Annotated in this window: 15 protein-coding genes; 7 read left to right on the plus strand and 8 right to left on the minus strand. The window is 43.6% G+C overall.

Going from position 1 to position 20,861, the window contains the following annotated elements; all coding sequences use genetic code 11:
• Positions 1-72 precede the first annotated feature (72 nt).
• The 5 genes from pepN to vsple_RS07110 all read right to left on the minus strand — a co-directional run bounded on the left by pepN (position 73) and on the right by vsple_RS07110 (position 7,011).
• Entirely contained in the window at positions 73-2,679 is a 2,607-nt protein-coding gene (gene pepN / locus vsple_RS07090; RefSeq protein ID WP_261881547.1) for an aminopeptidase N, read from the minus strand.
• 236 nt (positions 2,680-2,915) lie between these two features.
• Complete coding sequence (locus vsple_RS07095) at positions 2,916-3,614, minus strand: hypothetical protein (RefSeq protein WP_255230697.1); 699 nt, start codon at positions 3,612-3,614, stop codon at positions 2,916-2,918.
• A gap of 190 nt (positions 3,615-3,804) precedes the next feature.
• A complete protein-coding gene (prc, locus tag vsple_RS07100; protein ID WP_261881548.1) occupies positions 3,805-5,799 on the minus strand; it encodes a carboxy terminal-processing peptidase in 1,995 nt (664 codons plus the stop codon).
• Positions 5,800-5,816: 17 nt separating this feature from the next.
• On the minus strand, positions 5,817-6,440 hold the full coding sequence (gene proQ, locus vsple_RS07105; RefSeq protein ID WP_032549122.1) for an RNA chaperone ProQ: 624 nt from the start codon (positions 6,438-6,440) through the stop codon (positions 5,817-5,819).
• A 97-nt stretch (positions 6,441-6,537) separates the two neighbouring features.
• A complete protein-coding gene (locus vsple_RS07110; RefSeq protein WP_261881549.1) occupies positions 6,538-7,011 on the minus strand; it encodes a GAF domain-containing protein in 474 nt (157 codons plus the stop codon).
• 89 nt (positions 7,012-7,100) lie between these two features.
• Here vsple_RS07110 and vsple_RS07115 point away from each other — a divergent pair, with 89 nt between their 5' ends.
• The 4 genes from vsple_RS07115 to rsmF all read left to right on the plus strand — a co-directional run bounded on the left by vsple_RS07115 (position 7,101) and on the right by rsmF (position 14,487).
• Positions 7,101-8,897, plus strand: coding sequence for an ABC transporter ATP-binding protein (locus vsple_RS07115; protein WP_261881550.1), 1,797 nt, complete (start codon positions 7,101-7,103; stop codon positions 8,895-8,897).
• Positions 8,898-8,980: 83 nt separating this feature from the next.
• Positions 8,981-10,276, plus strand: coding sequence for a paraquat-inducible protein A (locus vsple_RS07120; protein WP_261881551.1), 1,296 nt, complete (start codon positions 8,981-8,983; stop codon positions 10,274-10,276).
• Positions 10,263-12,920, plus strand: coding sequence for an MlaD family protein (locus tag vsple_RS07125; protein ID WP_261881552.1), 2,658 nt, complete (start codon positions 10,263-10,265; stop codon positions 12,918-12,920). Before vsple_RS07120 ends, vsple_RS07125 begins: the two co-directional genes overlap by 14 nt.
• A 145-nt stretch (positions 12,921-13,065) precedes the next feature.
• The gene (gene rsmF / locus vsple_RS07130) at positions 13,066-14,487 is read left to right on the plus strand and encodes a 16S rRNA (cytosine(1407)-C(5))-methyltransferase RsmF (protein WP_261881553.1); all 1,422 of its coding nucleotides are present in this window, start codon (positions 13,066-13,068) and stop codon (positions 14,485-14,487) included.
• A gap of 383 nt (positions 14,488-14,870) precedes the next feature.
• Here rsmF and vsple_RS07135 read toward each other — a convergent pair whose 3' ends face one another.
• A complete protein-coding gene (locus vsple_RS07135) occupies positions 14,871-15,710 on the minus strand; it encodes a CvfB family protein (RefSeq protein WP_338116317.1) in 840 nt (279 codons plus the stop codon).
• Positions 15,711-15,807: 97 nt separating this feature from the next.
• Here vsple_RS07135 and vsple_RS07140 point away from each other — a divergent pair, with 97 nt between their 5' ends.
• Positions 15,808-17,178, plus strand: coding sequence for a hypothetical protein (locus vsple_RS07140; RefSeq protein ID WP_255230690.1), 1,371 nt, complete (start codon positions 15,808-15,810; stop codon positions 17,176-17,178).
• Between the two features lie 64 nt (positions 17,179-17,242).
• On the opposite strand, the gene vsple_RS07145 is transcribed toward vsple_RS07140, so the two are convergent.
• Positions 17,243-17,722 carry a PaaI family thioesterase gene (locus vsple_RS07145; protein WP_255230689.1) on the minus strand — a complete coding sequence of 160 codons (480 nt, stop codon included), beginning with the start codon at positions 17,720-17,722 and terminating at the stop codon, positions 17,243-17,245.
• A gap of 264 nt (positions 17,723-17,986) precedes the next feature.
• Here vsple_RS07145 and vsple_RS07150 point away from each other — a divergent pair, with 264 nt between their 5' ends.
• Both vsple_RS07150 and vsple_RS07155 read left to right on the plus strand, forming a co-directional pair.
• Positions 17,987-19,045, plus strand: coding sequence for a 3-deoxy-7-phosphoheptulonate synthase (locus vsple_RS07150; protein ID WP_255230688.1), 1,059 nt, complete (start codon positions 17,987-17,989; stop codon positions 19,043-19,045).
• A gap of 10 nt (positions 19,046-19,055) precedes the next feature.
• Positions 19,056-19,538 carry a YajQ family cyclic di-GMP-binding protein gene (locus vsple_RS07155; RefSeq protein WP_261881554.1) on the plus strand — a complete coding sequence of 161 codons (483 nt, stop codon included), beginning with the start codon at positions 19,056-19,058 and terminating at the stop codon, positions 19,536-19,538.
• 92 nt (positions 19,539-19,630) lie between these two features.
• Here vsple_RS07155 and vsple_RS07160 read toward each other — a convergent pair whose 3' ends face one another.
• Positions 19,631-20,569 (minus strand): precorrin-2 dehydrogenase/sirohydrochlorin ferrochelatase family protein, encoded by a 939-nt coding sequence (locus tag vsple_RS07160; RefSeq protein ID WP_261881555.1) that lies wholly within the window; start codon positions 20,567-20,569, stop codon positions 19,631-19,633.
• Between the last annotated feature and the right edge of the window lie 292 nt (positions 20,570-20,861).

Below are 20,861 nucleotides of genomic sequence, written 5' to 3' on the forward strand. Positions count from 1 at the left end.
GCTTTTCGCTGTATAGTTAGAAGAGAATCTCGCTAGAGTTAGAAGAGAATCTCAAGAGAATCATGACCTAGATTACGCCTCAAGCGCTTTCGTCACTTTCTCAAATAAGTCTTTTGCTAGATTGTCCATCGATTTTATTGTCTCAAGTTCTGCTTTGATCAACGCTTGGCGCTCGTCGTCGTACTTGCGGAATTTTAGTAGTGGATCAATCAATCGAGAAGCAACTTGCGGGTTAGTGCTGTTTAGCTCTCGTAAGATTTCGCCAGCAAACTGGTACCCTTTACCCGATTTGTCATGAAACTGAACTGGATTCATATTCAGGAATGAGCCAATCAAATTTCGGGTACGGTTAGGGTTCTTCAAACTAAATGCTTGATGAGACATGGACGCCTTGATTACTTCGAGTGCATCACTACTTGGGTTAATGCCTTGAAGCGCAAACCATTTGTCCATGACCAAACCGTCGTGTTTCCACTTATCACTGTAGTCCGCCATTAGCGTTTCACGACACGCAAGTTGTGCACTGTTTGCTGCACCCATTGCCGCCATCGTATCTGTCATATTGTTTGCAGATTCGTACATATCAACAACCAGGCCGTTACCAAGCTCAGTGTGTGCTAGGTAGCTCAAGCAAACTTTACGTAATGTACGCTTACCAATCGAATCATGATCGATGGTGTACTCTTTTAGTGCATGGCTATGGTATACCGCAGCCAACTCGTCTTGCAGTTCTGCAGCTAGCGTGACTTTCATTGATTTCAGTACAGACGCGATTGCATCGATATCGACAAGTTCGTACCAACCGGATACTTCATTGTGGCTTGGTAGCGATAGCATCTCAGCAATAAACGCTGGCTCAAGAGTTTCACTCAACAGCACCCCACGGAACGCATCGACTACCGAAGAAGACAGTTCAAAATCTTTACCTTGCTGCACATTCGCTACATTACTGCGGATGTATTTAGCAAGTAGCATCTGGCCTGCATCCCAACGAGAGAATTCATTTCGAGCATGAACCATCAAGAAGATAAGCTCTTCGTCTGAATAATCATACTCCAGTTTCACAGGTGCAGAGAATTCACGCAATAGCGAAGGAATAGGTTGCTCTTGGACGTTATCAAAAACGAAGGTTTGCTCCGCTTCTTTTACATCTAACACATTGCCTACTCGCTCACCGTTACATTGTAACTCAATCACATCACCTTTCGATGTGTAGAGTTCGATATCGAAAGGAATGTGTAGAGCTTGTTTTTCAGACTGCTCGTGTGTTGGCTCAGTGCGTTGGCGTGTCGTCAGTGTGAACTGTTTAGCTTCTGCATCGTAATGACTTTCTACAGATAAAGTCGGTGTACCCGATTGGCTGTACCATAAACGGAACTGAGTCAGGTCGACACCGGATGCATCTTCCATTGCTGTCACGAAATCTTCACAAGTCGCGGCTGTACCATCATGGCGCTCAAAGTAGAGCTTCATACCTTTTTGGAAGCCCTCTTCACCCAGCAAAGTGTGGATCATACGAATCACTTCGCTGCCCTTCTCGTAAACCGTCAACGTGTAGAAGTTGTTCATTTCGATCACTTTCTCAGGACGGATTGGGTGAGACATTGGGCTCGCATCTTCTGCAAACTGAGGACCGCGAATAATACGAACATTGTTGATACGGTTAACCGCTCTTGAACCTAGATCAGAAGAGAACTCTTGGTCACGGAATACGGTTAGACCTTCCTTCAGACTTAATTGGAACCAGTCGCGACAAGTAACGCGGTTACCGGTCCAGTTATGGAAGTACTCGTGGCCAATCACTGCTTCGATACCTAGATAATCTGTATCTGTTGCCGTTTGATCATTTGCCAGAACAAACTTAGAGTTGAATACGTTGAGACCTTTATTCTCCATCGCACCCATGTTGAAGAAATCAACCGCGACGATCATGTAGATATCTAGGTCATATTCTAAATCAAAGCGCTCTTCGTCCCACTTCATTGAGTTAATCAGTGACACCATTGCATGGTTTGCGCGGTCTAGGTTGCCCTTATCAACAAAGATTTCTAAATCAACGTTGCGGCCAGATTGAGTCGTGTATTTGTCACGCAGTACATCAAAGTCGCCGGCAACTAGTGCAAACAGGTACGCCGGTTTTGGATGTGGGTCTTCCCATTTAACCCAATGACGACCATTTTCAGCTTCACCTTGGTCGATGCGGTTACCATTACTCAGTAGGTATGGATTTTCCGCCTTGTCAGCGATGACTGTCGTAGTGAACTTAGCCAATACATCAGGGCGATCCATGTAATAAGTAATACGACGGAAACCTTCCGCTTCACACTGAGTACAGAAAGCGCCACCAGACTTGTATAAGCCTTCTAACGCGCTGTTACCTTCTGGGTTTACTTCTGTCACAATCGTTAACTCAAACTCTTGTGGAAGTTCTGTCAGTGTTAGTTGAGTTTCAGATTGCTGGTACTGAGTCCACTCTGCGCCATTGACCGAGACCGATACCAACTTCAAGCCTTCACCATCCAGTACCAGTGTTGAGCTTTCCTTTTCTTGCTTTACCTTGGAGACAGCAGTCACAATAGAAGCCGCGTCGTATAAGTCAAATGTTAGGTCTATCTCTGAGATGCTGTGAGACGGTGATTGATAATCTTTACGATACTTGGCTTGAGGGGTATGCGCCATGACTTGTTCCTTTTGATCGTTATGCGTAAATTTGAAATAACTGTATATATCTAAAGGCAGTTTAGTCAGAACACAAGGGCTAGATGAACAAAAAGAGGCATTTGGTATAAATGCCTCTTATATTTGCTAGTTTTTTGACCAGATATGTTATTTATCACTGTGATTAGGGGCTCGGTTACTATTTTCCATAAACCCTGTGGGTAGACAGTAACGCGGTTTATTTTGCAAAAAGTACATTAGCGAATCCGATTTAGGACTGCATACATGTCACTCTCTTCCCCTTCAAGAGTCAAAACGTCACTGTTCAGTGTGTAACGCGTACCGTGTTCACCATCTTCATAAAGCAAGACTAATTGGTCTCCTTCGGTGTAGTAGACGCCACGTTGTACAATTTCACCACCGGTTTCATCAGAGACTCTAAACATGAAAACGAAATCTGGCTGTAAGACTAAGTCCATTTTCTGGATGTTACTTGCTCTCAAATCACTTCCAGACAACTCTGCACTCGACCAGATCCCTGCCAGTTCGTTAGGCAGCGCTTTTGTAAACAGAACGCCATTAAGGTTTAACATGTTGTGGTTACTGCTGTAGGAGTATACCTGCGGCTCGGAGGTGTTGAGACCAAGAATAATTGTGTCACCATTAGCGTTGTACATGCCTTCCCAATGATCAACGCTAAAGTCTCTCTTTTGAATATCAATACTGAAGGTGTAATTTGAATCAAGCGTAAGTTTAATGGCTCGAAAATCTTCGGTTCCACCTTCTGGGTTTGGGTTGAGTAAATACCAGTCCCCTAACAAGAGTGGAAGGTCGAAGTGCGACAGATTACTGTCACTCTTTATAGACTGGGTTGGCTCAGTTGGTTTCGGTGCAGCTCCTTCACCAGCTGTAGCGATAAATGATAGACAAGATAATGTCAGAAGTATCCATTTCATACGCGCCCCCTTATGTTTCTTTAAGCTTAGGCACGTTATTCATATAAAGCGAAAAATATGATCCAAATCACTAAATTTTACTTACAAAGTAACTTTTTTGTCATCTTTGAAGAAAAAATCGCTAATCAATCACAATCAACAGATAATAAAAAAGCGAGCTCAAAGCTCGCTTTTGATTACTGATTAAGAACTACTTCTTTAGCATATCTAGCATGATAGCAACAGATTCGTCGAGATAGGCATCAGGCGCTTCATAGTCTTTAGGCACATCATCGAGTGTCTTGAAGACTTCTTCACCGTTAGCTTTTTGACGCAGGTTGATACGCTCCAAACGAAGCGCTTCCGCTGTGTCTGTCTCTTCTTGTCTTATCTTCTCGTTTAGAGAAAGTGTGTTATCGTCTTTATCTGCTTTGTATTTTTCAATATCTTGAGCGATAAATCCGAATTCCATATTCTTATCAATACGAGCTTGATGTTGCGTCGTCAACTTTGCGATTAGCTCATCGTTACGCTGTAACACTGAGTATTTTGCTTTGTCGATACTATCCCACGGTAGTGCATTATCTTCTACACTCTCACCCGTTTCAGCAGGATCGATTGGCGTTGGGTAAGCGATATCTGGTACAACACCCTTGTTCTGGGTACTACCACCATTGATTCGGTAGAACTTTTGAATGGTATATTGAACATAACCTAACTCTTTATCGAATAAATCGTAGATATGATTCAATGAACGGTGTTGTTGTACAGTACCCTTACCAAACGAGTTCTCACCCAAAATGATAGCTCGACCGTAATCTTGCATTGCTGCAGCGAAGATTTCTGATGCGGATGCGCTGTATCGATTAATCAAAACTGTCAGCGGACCTTGGTAGCTGATTTCACCATCGGTATCACTGTTCACTTTGACACGACCATAACTGTCACGAACTTGAACGACCGGGCCTTCTTTAATGAACAGACCAGAAAGTGCCGTTGCTTCTGTCAGTGCGCCGCCTCCGTTATTACGAAGATCAACAATAATACCGTCGACACCTTGCTTGTTAAGGTCAGTAATCAGTTTATCGGTATCTTTTGAAAGGCCAACGTAAAAGCTTGGTACTTCAAGTACACCAATCTTCTTGCCGTCTTTCTCAATCACTTCAGATTTAACCGCTCGGTCTTCTAGACGAATCTTATCACGGACAATTGTGACAACGTGACTTTTTGCATCTTTACCATCAGGCAGGATCTGAAGCTTAACCTTAGTTCCTTTTGGCCCTTTGATTAGTTGAACTACGTCATCAAGACGCCAGCCAATTACATCAACGATCTCTTCGCCATCTTGACCAACACCAACAATACGATCTCCTTCACCCAACTGTTTGCTGTTAGATGCAGGGCCACCAGCGACTAATGAACGAATAACTGTATAGTCATCAGTCATTTGTAACACCGCACCAATCCCTTCCAATGAAAGATTCATTTCAGATTGGAACTGTTCAGCATTGCGCGGTGACAAGTAACTCGTATGCGGGTCAACTTCACGAGCGAATGCATTCATGTAGATCTGGAAAGCATCTTCGTTATGCGATTGCGTGATTCGCTTCATCGCATTGTTGTAGCGCTTTTCTAAAACTTCTTGAATTTCAGGCCACTCTTTGCCTGTCAGCTTAAGATTTAACGCATCGTATTTTACTCGTTTGCGCCAAAGTTCGTTTACTTCTGCCGTACCTTTTGGCCATGCCGCTTCACTTCGGTCGAGTTCAATACTCTCATCGACATCAAACTTGATCTCATCATCAAGCAGAGACAAGGCATATTGGAAACGTTCAAAGCGTTTTTGAATCGAAAGATTGTACACGTCAAAAGCTATCTGGTTATTACCGGCTTTTAGCTGGTCATCAAGTTGAATGGCTTTAGAAGTGAAAGAGTCGATATCCGCTTGAGTGAAGATATTGCGGTTATAATCAAGCATCTCTAAATAACGATTAAAAATAGCTTGAGAAAAATCGTCGTTGAGATTGAAGTGTTTGTAATGAGAACGCGTGAAACGAGAAGTAACGCGTTTGCTCGCGGTTTCATGTTGGGCTTCAGGAGCGAGTAGAGGCAAATCATCCTGATCGAGTTTGGCTTCGAGAGCCTGAGCTGAAGCTGCTAGCCAAAAGCTAGCAGCAATCAGTGTCAATTTTGAACGGCATTTCATGCGTAGGAGTATCTCCTTTAAGCGCGCAAGTGCTCCGCTTTAACAACCATTTGTAGGCCGTTTGCTAACTGAACACGTACATCTTCCTTATTGATTTCAACAATGGTCGCAGCCATGTTTCCTTTACCCATGTTCACATTCACTTCTTTGCCAGTAACAAATTCATCAGCATTTAGAGCGCGTGTTTCAACAGGCTTTTCTACTTTTGGAGCTTTTGGTGCTTGACGACGAGGCTGTTGAGCTTTCTTCGCCTTTGGTTTTGCTTTGTTCTCTTCGCGAGCTTTTTGTGCTTGCTCTTTACGACGAGCTTGAACTTTCGCTTTGCTTTCTGCAAGCGTCGCTTTCGCGTGCTCTACGTGCTCTTCTTCTAGAACACCACATGCATTGCCATCTAGGTCAACACGTTCTGCACCCGCTTTTACGCCGTGCAGGTAACGCCATGATGAAGTGTACTGTCTTAACGCTGCACGTAGCTGAGTCTTGCTTACTTTCTCGTCTTCACTTAGACGTTCAGCAAGATCTTGAAAAATACCAATTTTAAGTGGTTTTGCTTCACCTTCTAGAGTAAAGCATTTAGGGAAACATTCAGCAATATATGCGATAACTTCTTTGCTGTTTTTTAACTTTTCAGTGTTTTCCATGAGGGTTCCTGGTTTTTGCGGTTTTCCGCGAGCATTAAGAAAATATTTTTACGTATTATAGAGAGATGCTTGGGAAAAACCACAGTAAGAGAATAATTTATGCCTTGTTCGTATGCGAATTAAGCAGCTTTTCCACTTCTGCCATGAAAAATACCAATCCTTCCTCATCAATTTCGCTAAATCGGCCAACATTTGGGCTATCGATATCAAGGACACCAGCAATTTCACCATCGATTGAGAACGGAATCACGATCTCTGAGTTACTGGCTGCATCGCAAGCGATGTGACCTTCGAACTCATGTACGTCGTATATACGTTGTACAGAGTTTGTAGCCACTGCCGTACCACACACACCACGACCAACCGGTATACGAACACAAGCAGGTTTACCTTGAAAAGGACCGAGCACCAACTCATCGCCCTTCATTAAGTAAAAGCCTGCCCAGTTGAGATCGTCAAGTTCCATCGACAGTAATGCACTGATATTTGACAAATTTGCGATCATATCGGTTTCTGATTCGATTAATGCAACGGCTTGTTTGGTTAAGCGACGGTAATGTTCTATTTTCATATTAACTTCCGATTAAATTGAGACTTCCATTATTAAGAGAACGCAGTAGAATGCGGCCATCAACACAAATAGGACTTATTCTCATTAAAATGACCAATCCAGATGACACGATCAACCGCTCTTGGTTGACGACTCAAGTAAAAAAACACAAGTCCAAACTGGTGTTTGCCAACATTATTGCCATTCTAGCGACGCTTATCAGTGTTCCAATTCCTCTGCTCATGCCATTAATGGTTGATGAGGTACTACTAGACAAACCCGCTTCTGGCTTAGAGATGATGAATCATCTCCTACCCGCTTCAATGCAGAATCCTACCGGCTACATCACGCTGACACTGCTGTTGGTGATTGTAATGCGTACTTTCAGCCAAGGGCTTAACATCCTGCAAGGACGCCAATTTACCCTAGTTTCTAAAACCATCACCTACCAGATGCGCAGCAAGATGATCGATAAACTCGGGCGCATTAGTATCAGACAATACGAAACCAAAGGGAGCGGCGGAATCAATGCTCACTTAATTACTGACATAGAGACCATCGACAAATTTATTGGTTCAACCCTGTCTAAATTTCTGATCAGCTTTCTTACCGTACTCGGCACTTCAATTGTCTTGCTCTGGCTAGAGTGGCGTCTGGGTTTATTCATCTTATTAGTGAATCCTGTCGTCATTTATTTCTCTCGGAAACTCGGTAACAAGGTTAAACACCTTAAAAAACATGAAAACCAGTCTTTTGAGCGCTTCCAGAATCGTCTTGTCGAGACACTGGATGGTATTTATCAACTAAGAGCGGCCAACAAAGAACGTATCTTCTTAGACGAACTCAAACAGCAAGCGAACCAAGTTCGTATCGACGCTGATAAATACGCTTGGCAATCAGAAGCTGCTGGTCGCCTATCATTCCTTCTATTCTTGCTCGGTTTCGAACTGTTTAGAGCGGTGGCAATGTTAATGGTGCTATTTAGCGACTTGACCATTGGTCAAATCTTTGCGGTATTTGGCTACCTTTGGTTTATGTTAGGCCCAGTGCAAGAGCTACTCGGTATCCAATTTTCTTGGTATAGCGCCAAGGCAGCATTGAAAAGAATCAACGAGTTACTGACTCTCGAGGAAGAACACCGCCCTGTTAGCAAAGTCAACCCATTCTCTGAAAATAAAGAAGTGTCAGTCGACATTGAAAATGTTACATTCTCTTACACTTTAGAAAACACTGTTTTAAACCAACTTTCGCTCTCTATTCCAGCGGGTAAGAAAGTCGCACTGGTGGGCGCAAGCGGTGGTGGTAAATCCACGTTAATCCAATTGTTAATTGGGGTTTATCGCGCTGACTCAGGGCACATTAGATATAACGGTGAGACCACCGACGACATCAGCTTCGATGTCATTCGGAATCAAATAGCCGTTGTTTTACAACAACCTATACTTTTCAACGATACATTAAGGCATAATCTAACCCTTGGCGCAGATTACGATGAGATGTCGCTGTGGCGTGCTCTAGATATTGCTCAAATGCAAGACGTCATTTCGCAGTTAAGTGATGGTCTAGATACACAAATTGGTAAGAACGGTGTTCGACTATCTGGCGGTCAACGACAACGTTTAGCTATCGCTCGAATGGTGTTGAGTAACCCTAAGTTTGTTATCCTCGACGAAGCAACGTCTGCCCTAGATACTGCAACGGAAGCCGCGCTACACAAAGCGTTAAGTGAATTTTTGAAAGATCGCACAACATTGATTGTTGCGCACCGACTTTCAGCGGTAAAACAAGCTGATCTAATCTATGTATTAGAAGATGGGCAAGTAACACAAACAGGTACACATGGTGAATTGGTTGAACAACAAGGACTGTATCAAACACTCTATGGTAGTGTGCAATCTCACGCCTAACGTTTGTTCCCCATCTAAGGGCGAAACTAGGGGTCGCCCCTTGAACCACGACCAGTTTTATCTGCTCAACAATCAGGTCATCATTGGGAGGTCAAATGGCCTCCACTTCTAAAACGTCAAGTCCATCAATTCCTATACCTGAAAGGCATCACAATAAGGCGCAAAATGTGCGCCTTTGCCAAGGGTGCGAGTTGCCGGTTGATAAAACCAACGTCCCTACTGGAAAGTCAGCATATTGTCCTCGCTGTGGCACTCAGCTTTATCGAGGTGGCTCTCCTAGCTTGTCGGGTAACCTAGCTATAGCGGTTACCTGCCTGTTGTTATTCATTCCATCGCACTTTTTCGATTACATCAGTATTCGTCTAATTGGTGTGATGATACCAGCGACACTTCCTTCTGGCGTATTCACGCTGATGGCCGAAGGTTTCCCGTTGCTCGGACTGCTCATTCTATTTTGTAGTTCGATTGCACCATTTCTTGTGTGCGCCTCAGTTTTAACTGCTCATCTGTCGTTGGACATGAAATGGTTTACGCCATTTCGTTATTCGCTCACCATCATTCAAACTCTCAAACACTGGATGATGCTCGATGTATTCCTTGTCAGTGTTGCGGTCTCTTGTTTTAAGCTACAAGACTATTCAGACATTTTTGTCGGTCCAGGACTTATCGGCTTGCTGTTTCTGCAGCTGTTTAGTGTACTGTTGGTGAGCCGAATTAGTGTTCGCCGTTATTGGGAAGCGTGGAAAGAAGAAACCAGCTTCGAATTTTCAGAAGCTAAAAGCGTGCACTGCCACAACTGTCACCTTTCTCAGCCAGAAGGTGAGCGCTGCGTGCGCTGTCACCACCAGCTTTATCATCGCAAGCCTTACTCCATTCAAAAGACATGGTGTCTCCTTTTGGCCGCAGCTGTTGCCGTCATACCCGCTAACGTGATTCCTATTTCGATACTCATTACCAACGGTCAACGCCTTGAAGACACGATAATCTCCGGTGTTGCCTCACTCATCAATAGTGAGATGTACGGCATTGCAGCAATCATTTTTATTGCCAGCATCATCGTGCCTGTCGCCAAGATTCTTGGGCTTGCCTACATTCTTATCTGTATTCAAGTAAAAAGGACACTCTACCGTCGTCAGCGCATGACGGTCTATTTTGTCGTTAAGTGGATTGGGAAATGGTCTGTGATGGATCTATTTGTTATCTCAATCATGATGACGCTGGTTGACCGCGGTCAAATACTGAATTTTACACCAGGATATGGTGCTGTGGCTTTTGGCATTGTGGTGGTACTTACCATGCTCGCTGCTGATAGCTTAGATCCAAGGCTTATTTGGGATAACTACACCTCTAATGATGGGTCAGTGAATGAACAACAATAACCAATCACAAACGTCGTACTCACCTGAGATAAGAAAAAACAAAGGTATATCGCCTTTGTGGATTCTTCCAATATTGACCGTCGCTCTCGCCGGTTGGTTGGTGATGAAATCTATTCATGATGCAGGGCAGCGCGTTCAGATCTACTTCTCTGACGCCGCAGGCTTAGTCGCGGGTCGTACAACCATTCGTTATCAAGGTCTTGAAGTCGGTATGGTGCGAGACATCACCCTCTCTGAAGATCTTGAAAGTATCTATGTTGATGCAGACATCTACCCTGAAGCGAAAAAGCTTCTCAGCAAAGGGACTCGTTTTTGGTTAGTAAAACCGACCGCGAGTCTTTCTGGAATCTCTGGTCTAGATGCTCTGGTGTCGGGTAACTATATTGCGATTCATCCAAGTGAGACCGAGAAAGAACCTGAAACAGTTTTCAGAGCGTTAGAGTCTTCCCCTTCTGACTTGCTAGCTTCTGAAGGTTTGAACATTCAACTAACGGCAAAAGACCTTGGTGGTGTATCGGTGGGTTCACAAATCGTCTACCGAAAAATCCCAATCGGCGAAGTATACAACTATCAGCTCAACGAGAGTGGCAAATCCGTTACCATTCAAGCAGCTATTAAAGATGAATACAGTCATATCATCACTGACCAGAGCCGTTTTTGGAACGTGAGTGGTTTAGGTGCAAGCATTGGCTTCTCTGGTGTCGACGTACGGTTAGAGAGTCTTAGTGCCCTGCTAGGTGGCTCGATTGCGGTTGACTCGCCAGGAGAAGGTCAACCTGTCGAAATGAATACCAAGTTTAAGCTGTATCCAGATTTAAAAACGGCAGGCCGTGGTATTTCAGTCAAGATTTCCGTTCCCGACGACAATAATATCAGCGCGACGGGTGCACCAATCATGTACCGAGGGATAGAGATCGGCCAGATTACCGACCTATCATTGAGTAAAGGGCGTGAGCACGTGGTTGCTTCAGCTGCAATACAGCCCGCATTTAGTGACTTCCTCAATTCTGGTAGTAAATTCATTCTAGAAGAAGCCAAGCTCTCATTTAGCGGTGTTGAAAACATCAGCAACCTCGTAAAAGGAAACTTCTTAACGTTAGTGCCGGGCGAAGGTGACAAAGCTCGTCAATTTACCGCTATCCGTAAGCATGAATACAACCAACAACAAGAGAAGTCTGTAGCGATTCGTCTGAAGTCAAACAACTCATTTGGTCTAGATGTAGGAACGAATATTCTCTACAAAGGTATTGCTGTTGGCTCGATCATCGAAGTGGGTTTGGTCGATAACGTTGGCACCGGAAGTGATCAGCACGAAGTCTACATGGATGCCTTAATCGACAACCAGTACGCCCATCTTATTAAAAGCAATAACCGTTTCTTTGTGACAGGCAGCGCCTCAGCGGAGCTCACTGAGTCTGGTTTGAGCATCACAGTACCACCGGCTAAACAGTTATTAACAGGCTCAATTAGCTTCGTAAGCGAAGGAAAGGCCAAAGCACAACCGACGTATCAACTGTTCCAAAGCAAGTCATTAGCTGAGTTGGCTAAACTCGATCACACTGGTTCGAAATCAATCACTCTATTTGCAAACGAGCTACCTCCTATTTCGAAAGGTAGCCCTATCCTTTATAGAAATCTTGAGGTTGGCACTGTGTCCGATTTCGAGCTATCTGATGGCGGCGTGAAGATTAAAGCCAAGATTGAGAACCGTTATGCACACCTAATTACCGACCAAACTGTATTCTGGAATCGCTCAGGCGTTGAAGTGGATGCGTCTCTTGCCGGGGTCAATATTACTGCAGCACCAGTAAAAACACTGATTCAAGGTGGTATCTCATTTGACTCCTTACCAGGAATAGACAATAAAATTGGCGCTTCTTGGAAGCTTTACGACAATGCAAAAACAGCTCGTAAGTTTGGACGCGCGATCCAGTTAACCGCTGGTGGCGATGTTGAAGTAACTAAAGGTACGGCAATTAAATATCAAGGGGTGAAGGTTGGTGAAGTAACGCTGGTTGTTCCTAACTTTAATCGCAAAGGTATTGAGATCACAGCGCGAATTCTTCCGGAGTACGTGGATAAAGTGGCGGTTCAGAATAGTCATTTCTGGCTGGCAAGCCCTGAGATCGGACTCAAAGGTATCAAAAACGTTTCAGCACTGTTGTCTAAACACATCAACGTTGAGCCGGGTTCAGGAAAACACACGAATCAATTCGTATTATCTGACGCGCCTGTGGCCTCTCAAGGAAAAGTGTTCGTACTTCAGAGTGAATCTCGTGGCTCAGTAACGAAAGGCACGCCTATTCTATTCCGCGAATTGGAGATAGGTACTGTAATTGATGTTCGCTTAGGTGAATTTTCTGACCGTATCATCTCGACGATTCGTATCAATTCTGAGTACGCCTATCTGGTACGTGCAAACAGTGTGTTCTGGAACGTCTCAGGTGTCGATGTTTCTATCGGTTTGTCTGGCGCCAATATTAAAGCTGGCACAGTGGAAAGCTTGTTACGAGGCGGAATCACGTTTGCTACTCCGCCAACAGATGTACTCCAACCCCTAGCTGACGAAGATCAATCTTTCTATCTTTACCCACAAGCGGAAGATGAGTGGAAAATGTGGCGTACCGCAATTCCCAAGCCTTAGTTCTAAAACAGGCACTAGATAGAACAATAATTAAACGTAAATGCAGCCAATGTGCTGCATTTTTGCGATCTAGCTCAATTGTGGTTTAGCGCTCAACCTTTTTGCTTTAAACTTGTGGTATTCATGTCACAGCTGAGATTTCCCCTTGCACGCTAACGTCTATATTCCAGATGAATTTCTTACTCACATCGAAACCTTTATGCCTAGTCATCTAGACATGGCTTCATTTATCGAGTCTTGCCAAAAACCACTGCGCAAAAGTATTCGCGTTAATACACTTAAGATCAGTGTCGATGACTTCCTCGTACGAGCAAAAGACAAAGGTTGGGAATTGGAAGCTGTACCGTGGTGCGATACTGGTTTTTGGATCACTGCAGACGAGAGTGTTGTCCCACTTGGAAACACGTCTGAGCACATGTCTGGCCTATTCTACATCCAAGAAGCCAGCTCAATGATGCCTCCTTCCGCACTATTTTTTGGCAATGAAAAATACGATTCAGTCCTTGATACTGCAGCGGCACCAGGCTCTAAAACGACCCAAATCGCCGCTCTGATGAATAATGAGGGTGTCTTGGTTGCCAATGAATACGCAGCAAGCCGTGTAAAAGTCCTACACGCTAACATTGAGCGTTGCGGTGTTCGCAATGCAGCACTGAGTAACTTTGACGGACGTGTTTTTGGTGGCTGGCTACCAGAGACATTTGACGCTGTTCTGCTTGATGCTCCATGTTCCGGCGAAGGCACCGTTCGTAAAGATGCAGACGCTATGAAAAACTGGACTTACGATTCAGTTGTTGATATCGCGAATACGCAAAAAGATCTGATTGAGAGTGCTTTCCACGCATTAAAGACTGATGGTGTTCTCGTTTATTCAACTTGTACACTGAGCACAGAAGAGAACCAACAAGTTTGTCACCATTTGAAAGAGACGTTTGGTGATGCCGTTGAGTTTGAATCTCTGGAAGGTTTATTCGAAGATGCAAAAGCGACCTTAACTGAAGAAGGATTCCTGCATATCTTCCCGCAAGTTTATGATTCAGAGGGTTTCTTCGTCGCTCGTATACGTAAGGTCGCTTCAGTTACACCACCGAAAGTTAAAAAGCGAATGGGTAAATTCCCATTTGAAAAGGCATCAAACAAAGTACACCAGGAAGTTGAAACTCACTTAAATACCGCTTTAGATATTTATCTACCCAAAGATGCGCAAGTTTGGCTGCGAGATAAAGATGTTTGGCTATTCCCTGCGGCGCTTGAGCCAATGATTGGTGAGCTACGTTTCTCGCGTATGGGCATCAAGATCGCCGAGACTCATAAGAAAGGATATCGTTGGCAACATCAAGTCGCGACGTCCTTAGCGACAGGAAGTGAGTCAAAAATTGTTGAGTTGACGATCGAGGATGCTCGAGAGTGGTTTATGGGGCGTGACGTGCGTCCTGACAGCCTATCAGGAAAAGGTGAAGTTTTAGTTAAATTTGAAGGTGCGATTATCGGGCTTGGGAAATGGGTCGGCAATCGAATTAAAAATGGCCTACCTCGTGAGTTAGTCCGAGACAAGAACTTGTTTTAAGCTTACCTTCCAAACAATAAAAAGCCCGATAACACACCAGTGATTGCTGTGTTATCGGGCTTTTCTATCTCTTCGATATCAGACGAATTATTACACGCAAAGTTGCATAGCAATTAATTTCATTAATATTAAAATTATTAATAAATATATTTGCTTTTAAAGGAAATTAATCGATATTTACCAAAAATAGTCTAAACTTGACCTATCAGACAGATAAATAGCGCTGTAAGCGTCGGCTCCTTGGAGCCCTTTCCCCTAAGCCCGGACAGGAACGTTTGGGCTTTTTTTTCGTTTCCAATGCCCACAACAAGAGAGTGATGAATGAAAAAAGGAGCTCATAAAAAGCTCCTCTACAGACGCGGACTGAGGCGCAATATAGTTCTTTACTTAACTAAGGTGATGCCTTCTTTATCAATCGAGATTTTACCTGCTTTGTAGAGCCCACCGATCGTTTTCTTAAATGTACCCTTACTGGTACGGAAAGCAGAGAAGATAGCATCAGGTGAAGACTTATCATTCAGCGGCAAGAAACCACCTTTTTTCTCGAGTAAATCTAGGATCTTAACGCTCAAGTCGTCCATCTTCGCCACACCAACTTTCTGTAAAGAGAGGTCAATCTTACCGTCTTCTTCACGAATGTTCTTGATGTAACCTTTCAATGTTTTACCAATGAAAAGCTTGCCGATTACGTCTGACGGGAAAATCATACCCCAGTGCTCGCCGTTGACGATCGCTTTATAACCCAATTGGCTACGCTCAGCAATAATAAGGTCTACTTGCTGATTACGCTTGTAGTTCGCTGGGGTATTATCCAATAATTTGTTGAATTTCGTTGTACCTACGATACGACTAGACGCTTTATCAATATAAACATACACAAGGATAGATTGACCTTCATGCAGACGGCCGCGCTGTTCACTAAATGGTACTAGTAGGTCTTTACCTTTGATGCCCCAGTTAACGAATGCACCCGTGCTGTTCACACCCTCGACTTGCATTAGACCCCACTCGCCCACTTGTGCGATGGGTGTTTCTGTCGTTGCTGCAACTTGATTGTCTGAATCGATGTAAAGCAGAACATCTAATTTTTGACCAATTTCAACGCCTTCAGGAGTAAATTTCTTTGGTAGCAACACGGTTCCATAGTCGCTTGCGTCAAGGAATACACCGAAATCTGCCTGTTTTACCACTTCTAAGCTGTTTATTTGACCAATATTAATCATCAAAATTGTCTCTACATTAAATTTGTCAGAGATTATACGTGATCTCTGTTATGCTTTCGCTAACTTCATTCATATTTTTACACTGGAGGAACTTTCGTTGATCACCGTTGATAAACAAGACGCGATTACACTAAAAATAAACCATGCAATGGCCAAGACAAAAAAACTCGACATGGATGTGTATCTCTTTGTTCCCGGTGAGCTCGGCCTAACGCCAGAAGTTCTCTCTGAGAGCGCATTTTTCTACAGTTCCATCACTCAAAAACGTGCTTATTACAGTGATAAAACACTACTGCCTCTCGTGCACAGTCGCCTTGCTAAGCGAGGGCGCCTCTCTACTACTCAATACCGTGTCAGCCTAAGCTTATTTGCTTATCAATATGTGATTGCTTTAGATAAAGCGGTGTCGAGCTTAAATAAAAATGATAGTTTGCATAAAAACGATAGTGACACGGTCACTTCAGATGAAGTAGACGAAGTGATTGAGCTAGCACTGGATATCCTTAAAAAGCTTCGTCGAAGCATTCCTTATGAAGAGAACTTAAAGCGCTACTATGCCAATATCGATAACTACCTATCTTGGTATACGGAGCAGAAGTTCTTGTCACTGATTTCTCATATGCCCAGAGGTAGTGAGTACTCGACGATTAAAGAACGCTTGATCGCTTTATGTGAAAAAGAAACCGCTCACCGTAAGCTCAATCGATACAACTCGACGAAAGTTCGCGACGACGTCACTCGTTTGAGTAATAAAATGCGCTTGTTACGCCGTCTAATTGAACACCCTATCGTCCTTCAAGAAAAAGCAGTATCTATGGGTAACAACGTGAAACGTGCAGTGAAAGGGATCGCAACAGGTCTTGTGATGGTGTTCGTAACCACGACAGTTATCTTGGCTCGTGATTTTCTCGGAGAGATTACCGCTTCTTTTATTGTCGCTATGTCATTCATCTACGCGTTACGTGAAATATTTAAAGATGACCTACGTGATATCCTTTGGCGTTGGATTCGTAAAGGTAAACCAAAGTGGAAACGCCGTTATCTCGATCCGACAACGAAGAAGGTCGTTGGGCACAAATTAGAGTGGTTAGATTACACTAGCTATTCAAAGTTAGCAGATCGCATTCAAGCAATACGCAAAAAGCGCGTAGTGCAACGCGAAGAACAAATCCTTCATTATCGTTCTCATACAGAAATGTCGACCTCCACTTTTATGAGTGGTTACGAAGAGACTCGCGAGACACTATCCATCAGCTTAAGAGCGTTAACCCGTTTGATGGATAAAGGTTCAAATAAAGTCTACCGTTTGAATGACGGTCAAGTCAGCCGAGAATCAGTCGAGAAGCGCCATCTGCTTAACTTGATTATCAAAGAGAACAATCATGATGGTGAACCAACTTACTATCGTTGGAAAATCGTTATGAACCGTTCGAAAATCGTGGATATTGAAGAGATCACACAAGTCTAACTTTTGCGTGAATCGGTTGCTTAGAGTAGGCGATACAGAGAGTTAGGATTATATGAGGGTCAGCTTAGCGGCTGACCTTTTTGATCGAAAGCGTTAAGGTAAACTCAGCCATCGGCTCATCACCGTGTAGTGTTGGACATGTCGCGACAATCGAAACAGGCTGGTTTACCCTCTCTCCTGTTTTCATCGTCTCTGCCAACATATCATTAATCAGAGCCCCGTCGCGGCATATGAAATGCACATCACCTTCCGGTCTCTTTAAAAACTGGCCACTCACTCCCTTAAAAGCCAATGAGATCTTTTCACCCTGTTGCTGAGACTTGCTCATCGCAAGGAAACCGCCAGCTACGTCAGCCCCTACCGCGAGCACACCAAAATACATGCTATTGAGATGATTTTTAGTTCTTCTTTTTAGAGGGATTTTGACTTCTACATGGGTATCATCTAGCGCCAACAGTTTTGGTCGACATAACCAAATCAAGGGCACTTTAAAAAAGCCAAACATGTTGAGATAAAGGTTTGCTTTCTGAAGCGGTGATAACATTGCTGCGTCCTAGCTTGTGAGTTGTCAGACCAGTTAACCTAACGCGCGTTTGAATGTCAAAAAAATGTTACAAAAAAGAGAGATGGCCTTACACATCCAGTAATTCAACTCGTTTCAATGAACCTCACCTTGAAGCACGCCCTAAGCAAACTGATAAATCTAAGAATATTGCCAATATCCGAGCTAACTTTGACCTAAGGGAGTTTATTCCTCCGTTTAATTCCGTTATCTTTACTGCTTCGCAATAGAATAAAAAGCTATCACATGCCATTAAAAACTGATGAGTTGAGAACCCAAGCACTTGGGCCAATGCCAACTCCTGCCGAATTAGGCAACGCACACCCAATCACTGACGACGTTGCTGAGCGCATTGCAAACTCTCGCCGCCAAATCGAAGACATCCTCACTGGACGAGACAACCGTCTACTGGTCATCGTTGGCCCTTGTTCTGTGCACGATACTGATGCTGCTTTGGATTACGCTGAACGACTCAGCAAAATTCAAGAGCAATATAAAGACGAACTGTTCGTCGTAATGAGAACTTACTTCGAGAAACCACGTACTGTTGTAGGTTGGAAAGGTCTGATTACCGATCCAAACCTAGATGGTTCTTACGCTTTGGAAGCCGGTCTTAACAAAGCTCGTAAGCTTCTGCTTGATATCAATAAGCTGGGTCTAGCAACGGCGACTGAGTTCTTAGATATGATCACAGGCCAGTACATTGCCGACCTCATTACTTGGGGCGCAATTGGTGCACGTACCACTGAATCACAAATTCACCGTGAGATGGCGTCTGCTCTGTCTTGCCCTGTTGGCTTTAAGAATGCAACTAACGGCAACATCAAAATCGCTATCGATGCTATTCGTGCTTCACAAGCTTCTCACTACTTCTATTCTCCAGATAAAAATGGTCGTATGACTGTTTACCGCACTTCTGGTAACCCGTACGGCCACGTTATTTTACGTGGTGGCGATAAAGGCCCTAACTTCGATGCAGAGTCGGTTGATCAAGCTTGCCAACAACTGGCTGAGTTCGACCTGCCTCAACGTCTTGTTGTCGACTTTAGCCACGCTAACTGTCAGAAACAACACCGCAAACAACTTGATGTTGCAAAAAACATCTGTGAGCAGATCAAATCTGGTAAGAATCAAATCGCAGGTATCATGGCTGAAAGCTTCATTGAAGAAGGCAATCAGTCGATGAAAGACCTCAACAACTTAGAGTATGGCAAGTCAATCACAGATCCATGCCTAAGCTGGGACGATACTGCGATCATGCTTGAACTGCTTGCAACTGCCATTAAAGATAGAAACTTAGCTTAAGGAATTAACCATGCCTTCATTTGATATTATTTCTGAAATCGAAACCGTTGAGCTGCGCCACGCGGTCGACAATGCAAACCGTGAACTTGCGACACGTTTCGACTTCCGTGGTGTTGAAGCAAGCTTCGAATTCAAAGATGAGACTGTAAAACTGTCTGCAGAGCACGATTTTCAACTAAACCAGCTTCGAGACATCCTTCGTGGCAACTTGACGAAACGTGGCATTGATGTCTCAGCAATGGAATCTCAGAAACCCGATCAATCTGGTAAATACTGGCACCAAAACGTTATTTTCAAGCAAGGAATTGAAAACACTGTTGCTAAGAAAATCGTCAAGCTGATTAAAGACAACAAGATTAAGGTTCAGGCTGCTATCCAAGGTGAGAAAGTTCGCGTGACAGGTAAGAAGCGTGACGATCTTCAAGCTGTTATGGCGCTAGTTCGCAATGGTGAGCTAGGTCAACCATTCCAGTTCGATAACTTCCGCGACTAATCTTTACGAGCCGTATTAAGAAAGCCTCAATGTTGAATAGCATTGAGGCTTTTTGTATTTAAATGACTGTTATTTCAGTCAAGTCATGAAACTCAAAGGCTACGCCCTGAAGCTAATTTGATATCACTACCAATCAGCAAGTTAAATTCAACGCTATTTGGCGATACAAACACACACACTCGCAAGTTTTCGTTGCGGGCCTTCATTAATTTTGTGGAGAGCTCACCACTGTCTTTAAACTGCTCACGTTCAGCGTCACGACGACACAAATCCACATATTCAAATGGACAGTCTGCTGGATGTAAAACAAGTTCCGCTTCCTGCATCAGACGTAAAGCTTTAATAGAGAGTAGCTCGACGTCTGAGTCAAACTCGATCCAGGTCACCTGCCCTTGCGAGTCTACCTCTTCCTTTAACGACTCTTGATAGAATGCTTCCAGCTCTTCTCGCTCTGTAATACGTTCTATACGGGATGAAGATAAAAAACGCTCCCAAAACTTACGACGTTCATCTACCGTTGGAAACGTTTCTTTAATTGAGTTACGTTTCGAAGCACCAAAGTCGGCGAGTAGACCCAAGTTTTGTGGTAATAAGCTCTCAAACTTTTCACGAATATTACGAACTAAAACAGGTGACGCACCACCACTGGATATCGCGATCTGAATTCTTCCTCGGTTGATCATCGAAGGAGTAATAAAGTCACAATATGGCTGGTCGTCGACCACATTTACCAAAATACCCATTTTTTTTGCATCACTATGCACCTGGTGATTTAGCTCTGGGTTGTCAGTAGTTGCCCATACTTGCAAGTAACGACTCGACAGCATTTGTGACGAATAAAAATTTTTCACCCAGTGCAGTTTATTTTCATCTATTAATTGCTGTAAATAAGGTTCAACCTTCGGTGATATAAGGGTTACATCGCCACCGGCTCGAAGCAAACTATCGACTTTTCGACAGGCTACTTCGCCACCACCCACAACCAGAATCGGTTTGTTTTCGATGTCTAAAAACATTGGAAAGTAACGCATTTTCTTCCTTGAGACCTCTTTAATAACTATTCATGCATGCTACCAAATTTGGGGCATAATCCTAGGTGCATTTGCATAATTAAAATAATATTTCACCAAATTTCAGATTTTCTTAAGGTTAAAGTTTCGATAGAAAATCACCTAAACAATATATTCAGCTAGGCTATTGAGAAATTAGAAACCTAAATCTCGTTGCACCAACAGTGTAAGCCCTTGCACTATTTACATTCACGTAACATTTGGTCATTCTAAATGTGTCCGGATTTGTGATTTCACTCAAAAATCTTTTTAA

The organism is Vibrio pelagius (genome assembly GCF_024347575.1).
Taxonomy (GTDB): Bacteria; Pseudomonadota; Gammaproteobacteria; order Enterobacterales; family Vibrionaceae; genus Vibrio; species Vibrio pelagius.

Excerpts from the sequence above, each read along its gene's own strand:
- pepN (WP_261881547.1), bottom strand. The coding sequence starts at position 2,679 with ATGGCGCATACCCCTCAAGCCAAGTATCGTAAAGATTATCAATCACCG.
- vsple_RS07095 (WP_255230697.1), bottom strand. The coding sequence starts at position 3,614 with ATGAAATGGATACTTCTGACATTATCTTGTCTATCATTTATCGCTACA.
- prc (WP_261881548.1), bottom strand. The coding sequence starts at position 5,799 with ATGAAATGCCGTTCAAAATTGACACTGATTGCTGCTAGCTTTTGGCTA.
- proQ (WP_032549122.1), bottom strand. The coding sequence starts at position 6,440 with ATGGAAAACACTGAAAAGTTAAAAAACAGCAAAGAAGTTATCGCATAT.
- vsple_RS07110 (WP_261881549.1), bottom strand. The coding sequence starts at position 7,011 with ATGAAAATAGAACATTACCGTCGCTTAACCAAACAAGCCGTTGCATTA.
- vsple_RS07115 (WP_261881550.1), top strand. The coding sequence starts at position 7,101 with ATGACCAATCCAGATGACACGATCAACCGCTCTTGGTTGACGACTCAA.
- vsple_RS07125 (WP_261881552.1), top strand. The coding sequence starts at position 10,263 with ATGAACAACAATAACCAATCACAAACGTCGTACTCACCTGAGATAAGA.
- vsple_RS07135 (WP_338116317.1), bottom strand. The coding sequence starts at position 15,710 with ATGATTAATATTGGTCAAATAAACAGCTTAGAAGTGGTAAAACAGGCA.
- vsple_RS07145 (WP_255230689.1), bottom strand. The coding sequence starts at position 17,722 with ATGTTATCACCGCTTCAGAAAGCAAACCTTTATCTCAACATGTTTGGC.
- vsple_RS07150 (WP_255230688.1), top strand. The coding sequence starts at position 17,987 with ATGCCATTAAAAACTGATGAGTTGAGAACCCAAGCACTTGGGCCAATG.
- vsple_RS07155 (WP_261881554.1), top strand. The coding sequence starts at position 19,056 with ATGCCTTCATTTGATATTATTTCTGAAATCGAAACCGTTGAGCTGCGC.
- vsple_RS07160 (WP_261881555.1), bottom strand. The coding sequence starts at position 20,569 with ATGCGTTACTTTCCAATGTTTTTAGACATCGAAAACAAACCGATTCTG.